This is a genomic window from Bordetella petrii (assembly GCF_020991325.1).
In the GTDB taxonomy this organism is placed as follows: Bacteria; Pseudomonadota; Gammaproteobacteria; order Burkholderiales; family Burkholderiaceae_B; genus Bordetella_A; species Bordetella_A petrii_E.
This window is the reverse complement of the sequence record NZ_JAJMLX010000352.1, coordinates 1-4,143: the sequence shown is the minus strand read 5'-3', so window position 1 is coordinate 4,143 and position 4,143 is coordinate 1. Positions and strand designations below refer to the sequence as shown.

The 4,143-nt window shown below is 66.8% G+C and carries 5 protein-coding genes; 3 read left to right on the top strand and 2 right to left on the bottom strand.

All coding sequences use genetic code 11. From position 1 onward, the window contains the following. Positions 1–124 precede the first annotated feature (124 nt). Genes LPZ50_RS22670 through LPZ50_RS22660 form a run of 3 tightly spaced genes read left to right on the top strand, consistent with a single transcriptional unit; the run spans position 125 to position 2,467 of the window. Positions 125–973, top strand: coding sequence for an HAD family hydrolase (locus tag LPZ50_RS22670; protein WP_230665084.1), 849 nt, complete (start codon positions 125–127; stop codon positions 971–973). Positions 974–980: 7 nt separating this feature from the next. Further along, positions 981–1,475: a tRNA adenosine(34) deaminase TadA gene (gene tadA / locus LPZ50_RS22665; RefSeq protein WP_230665083.1), complete on the top strand. Its 495-nt coding sequence runs from the start codon at positions 981–983 to the stop codon at positions 1,473–1,475. Beyond that, positions 1,472–2,467: an LD-carboxypeptidase gene (locus LPZ50_RS22660; RefSeq protein ID WP_230665082.1), complete on the top strand. Its 996-nt coding sequence runs from the start codon at positions 1,472–1,474 to the stop codon at positions 2,465–2,467. The genes tadA and LPZ50_RS22660 overlap by 4 nt, the downstream gene beginning before the upstream one ends. Before the next feature lie 33 nt (positions 2,468–2,500). Here LPZ50_RS22660 and LPZ50_RS22655 read toward each other — a convergent pair whose 3' ends face one another. Then, complete coding sequence (locus LPZ50_RS22655; RefSeq protein WP_230665081.1) at positions 2,501–3,301, bottom strand: enoyl-CoA hydratase/isomerase family protein; 801 nt, start codon at positions 3,299–3,301, stop codon at positions 2,501–2,503. Positions 3,302–3,332: 31 nt separating this feature from the next. Then, the coding region (locus tag LPZ50_RS22650) for a TRAP transporter large permease subunit (protein ID WP_230665080.1) at positions 3,333–4,143 on the bottom strand (811 nt) is incomplete at its 5' end.

Sequence of the window (4,143 nt, the reverse complement as noted above, 5' to 3'; positions counted from 1 at the left end):
GCCGGGCACGCCCGCCGCGCCGGTACCGGTGCGCTAGGGCAAACCGCGGGGCACGGCAGCCGCGGCCCCGCCCGCGGCTGCATTCAGGCAAAATGTCGCCTATCGCCGACTTTTCGCCGCACCCATGTCCGACGTCATCGCCCTGATATTCGACTTCGACGACACGCTGGCCCCCGACAGCACGTCTGGCTTCCTAGACAGCCTGGAGGTGGACACGGCCGCATTCTGGAAGGACAAGGTAGGCCCCTTGCTTGCCAACCAGGACTGGGACCCGGTTCCGGCCTACCTGCACCAGATGATCGAACTATCGCGCGGCGGCACCCATGGCCTGATCACCCGGCAGCGCCTGGAAGAATGGGGCGCCCGGCTGCCGCTGCACGATGGCGTGCCCACTTTGTTCCAGCGCCTGCGCGCGGCGGTGCGCGCCGAGCATCCGCAGGTGCAGCTCGAGTTCTACCTGATTTCCAGCGGCATCGGCGACGTGGTGCGCGCCACGCCCATCGCGCATGAGTTCACCGAAATCTGGGCATCCGAATTCGTCTATGGCGACGACGGCGGCATTACCTTCCCGCGCCGCTTGGTCAGTTTCACCGATAAAACCCGTTATCTGTTCCACATCCAGAAGGGCATCATCGGACGCGAGTTCCGCAACAAACCGTTCGAGGTCAACCGCAAGGTGCCTGAAGACCGCCTGCGCGTGCCTTTCGACCAGATGGTGTTCGTGGGCGACGGCTATACCGACATTCCGTGTTTTTCCCTGATCCGCCGCGCTGGCGGATTCGCCTTCGGCGTGTGGGATCCCAAACACCGCGACAAGCGCAGCCGCGCCTGGGGCTTCATCGAAGAAGGGCGCGTATCCAACCTGAACCAGGCGCGCTACGACGAAGACGCCGAACTCTACCAATGGCTGGAAGAGGCCGTCACCAGCCTGGCCGGCCGCATCGCCCTGAAATCGCGGGTGTACCGTGGCTGATGTGGTCATGGCGCCCGAACCGGCCGCGCCCGCGCCGGGCGACGCCGATTTCATGGCGATGGCCCTGCGGCAGGCGCAGGCCGCCTGGGACATCGGCGAAGTGCCGGTGGGCGCGGTCGTGGCCGATGCCCAGGGCCAGGTGCTGGGCACGGGCTACAACCGCACCATCGTCGACAGCGATCCCACCGCCCACGCGGAAATCGTGGCCCTGCGCGCCGCCGCGCAACACCAAAGCAATTACCGCCTGCCCGGCCTGACTTTGTACGTCACCTTGGAACCCTGCGTGATGTGCATCGGCGCCATGCTGCATGCCCGGCTGGCGCGTGTCGTCTACGGCGCGGCCGACCCAAAAACCGGCGCCTGCGGCAGCGTGCTCGACGTGGGAGCCGTGGCGCGCCTCAATCATCACACCACCATCACGGGCGGCGTGCTGGCCGAACCCTGCGGCGACCTGCTGCGCCGGTTCTTCCGCGAGCGCCGCGCCAAGGAATCCGTTTCATGAACACCATTGCAGGCCCCGCGCACGGGCAACAGGGCCATGTCTGCGCCGACGATTGCGGCCATCACCATGACCATGACCACGGCCACGGCGATGTGCCCGCCGCCGGCGGCATTTACCTGATTTCGCCGTCGTCGGCCGTGCGCGAGCCGGGTTCGGTGGAAAAAGCCTGCCAGCGCCTGGCGCAGGAAGGCTTCAAGACCACCGTCGACCGCGCGGCCCTGGCCGTGCACCAGCGCTTCGCCGGCACCGACAAGCAAAGGCTGGCCGCGCTGGCGCGCGCCGCGCGGCAAAAGCATCCCATCGTCATGGCCACGCGCGGCGGCTACGGGCTCAGCCGTTTGCTGCCGCACATCGACTGGCGCGCCATGGCCGACAGCGGCAAGCGCTTCGTGGGCCTGAGCGATTTCACGGCATTCAACCTGGCGCTGCTGGCCCAGACAGGGGCGGTCAGCTATTCCGGCGCCACGGCCGTGGCCGATTTCGGCGGCAAGCAATACGACGACCTGACGGCGGCGCTGTTCGGCGAACTGATGCGGGGCGAACTGGAGATCCTCAGTTTCGAGACGCAGGATGCCGACCCGGTCGATTGCCGCGGCACGCTGTGGGGCGGCAACCTGGCCACCCTGGTGTCATTGCTGGGCACGCCGTACCTGCCGCGGGTGCGCGGCGGCATCTTGTTCCTGGAAGACGTGGCCGAACATCCCTACCGGGTCGAGCGCATGTTGGCGCAGTTGTGGCAGGCGGGCGTGCTGGAACGCCAGAAGGCCATCGTGCTGGGCTATTTCACCGACTATCGCCTGGCGGCGCACGATGCGGGCTACGACATGCCCGCCGTGCTGCAATGGCTGCGGCGCACGGTGAAAGTGCCGGTGGTTACCGGCCTGCCGTACGGGCACATTCCCACCAAGGCCACGCTGCCCATCGGCAAGAAGGTCGGGCTTGCCACCGAGCCCGGCATGGCGCACCTGGTCATCGACGAGCACCACCACTAGCCCAGGCAAGGCGCCTGGCGCCTTGCCTGCCGGTCATTCCGCGTCCGGCAATTCCGGTACCCAGCGCGGCGCGCGTTTTTCCAGGAAGGCGGCGATGCCTTCGCGGCCGTCTTCGGTGGCCCGCTGGGCCGCCAGGCGCGCGGCGGTTTCGTCCAGCAATGAAGCCTCGATGTCCCGGCCCGCCACATCGCGGATCAGGCGCTTGGATTCGGCCAGCGCATGCGGCGAGGCCAGCATGAAGCTGCCCAGCAGCGCATTGATGCGCGCGTCCAGTTCGTCGGCCTCGCACAGTTCATGCACCAGGCCCATGCGCCAGGCCTCGGCGGCATCGAACACTTCGGCGCTCAGGAACCAGCGGCTGGCCGCGCGCGCGCCCATGGCACGCAGCACGTAAGGCGAGATCATGGCGGGAATCAGCCCCAGGCGGGTTTCCGTCAGGGCGAAGCGCGCCTCGCGTGCGGCCACGGCAATGTCGCAGGCCGTGGCCAGGCCCATACCGCCCGCCATGCACGGCCCGTGTATGCGGGCGATGGTGGGCTTGGGGCAGGTATAGACGGTGTGCAGCAGGGTGGACATGGCCTGGGCGTCTGCGCGGTTCTCGTCCTGGGTGGCTTGCGCGCTGGCGCGCATGGCGTTCAAGTCCGCGCCGGCGCAAAAGGCCTTGCCGCGTCCTGCCAGCACGATGGCGCGCACCGAACTGTCGTCGGCCAGCGCCATGAAGGTTTCGGTCAACTCGGCAATCAGGCGCGAGTCCAGGGCGTTGCGCACATCGGGCCGCGCCAGCCATACCACGGCGGTTTGCGGCCCGTAGGCGACTTCCAGGGTTTGCAGCATCAAGCGTTCCTTCGTTCAGGCGGGATGAATCTCAACGGTACAACACCGTGGGCAGCCACAGGCCGATTTCCGGGAAGACATACAGCAGGAAAATGGCCACTATCTGGATACCCATGAAGGGCAGCATGCCCAGGAAAATCTGGTTCAGGGTCACATGCGGCGGCGATATGCCCTTCAGGTAGAACGCCGACATGGCCACGGGCGGGGACAGGAATGCCGTCTGCAGGTTCAGGGCCACCAGCAGGCCGAAGAACAGCGGGTCGATGTCGAATGTGATCAGCAGGGGCACGAAGATGGGCATGAAGATCACGATGATCTCGGTCCATTCCAGCGGCCAGCCCAGCAGGAAGATGATGACCTGGGCCAGCAGCATGAACTGGATCGGCGTCAGGCCCAGCGACAATACCCATTCCTCGATGATGCGCTGGCCGCCCAGCAGGGCGAAAGCCGCCGAGAATATCGACGACCCGACGAACAGCCAGCACACCATGGCGCTGGTCTTGGCTGTCAGGAACACCGATTCCTTCAATATGGGCATGTTCAGGCGCCGGTAGGCCAGCGCCAGCAGGGCGCCGCCCATGGCCCCCATGGCGGCCGCTTCGCTGGGCGTGGCCAGCCCGAAGGTAATGGACCCCAGCACCGCCGCGATCATCAGGGCCAGCGGGAAGAACGAGCCCATCAGCATCTTGAAGATTTCCAGCCGGGCCCAGGTCAGCAGCACGTAGAAAATCGCCAGCAGCGCCGCGCAGATGCCGAAGAATATCCAGTATCCGCCCGGCGCCGTCAGGCGCTCGGCTGCGCTGTCAGGCGCCGGATCGGCCTGGCCCGGCGCTGCTTCCGCG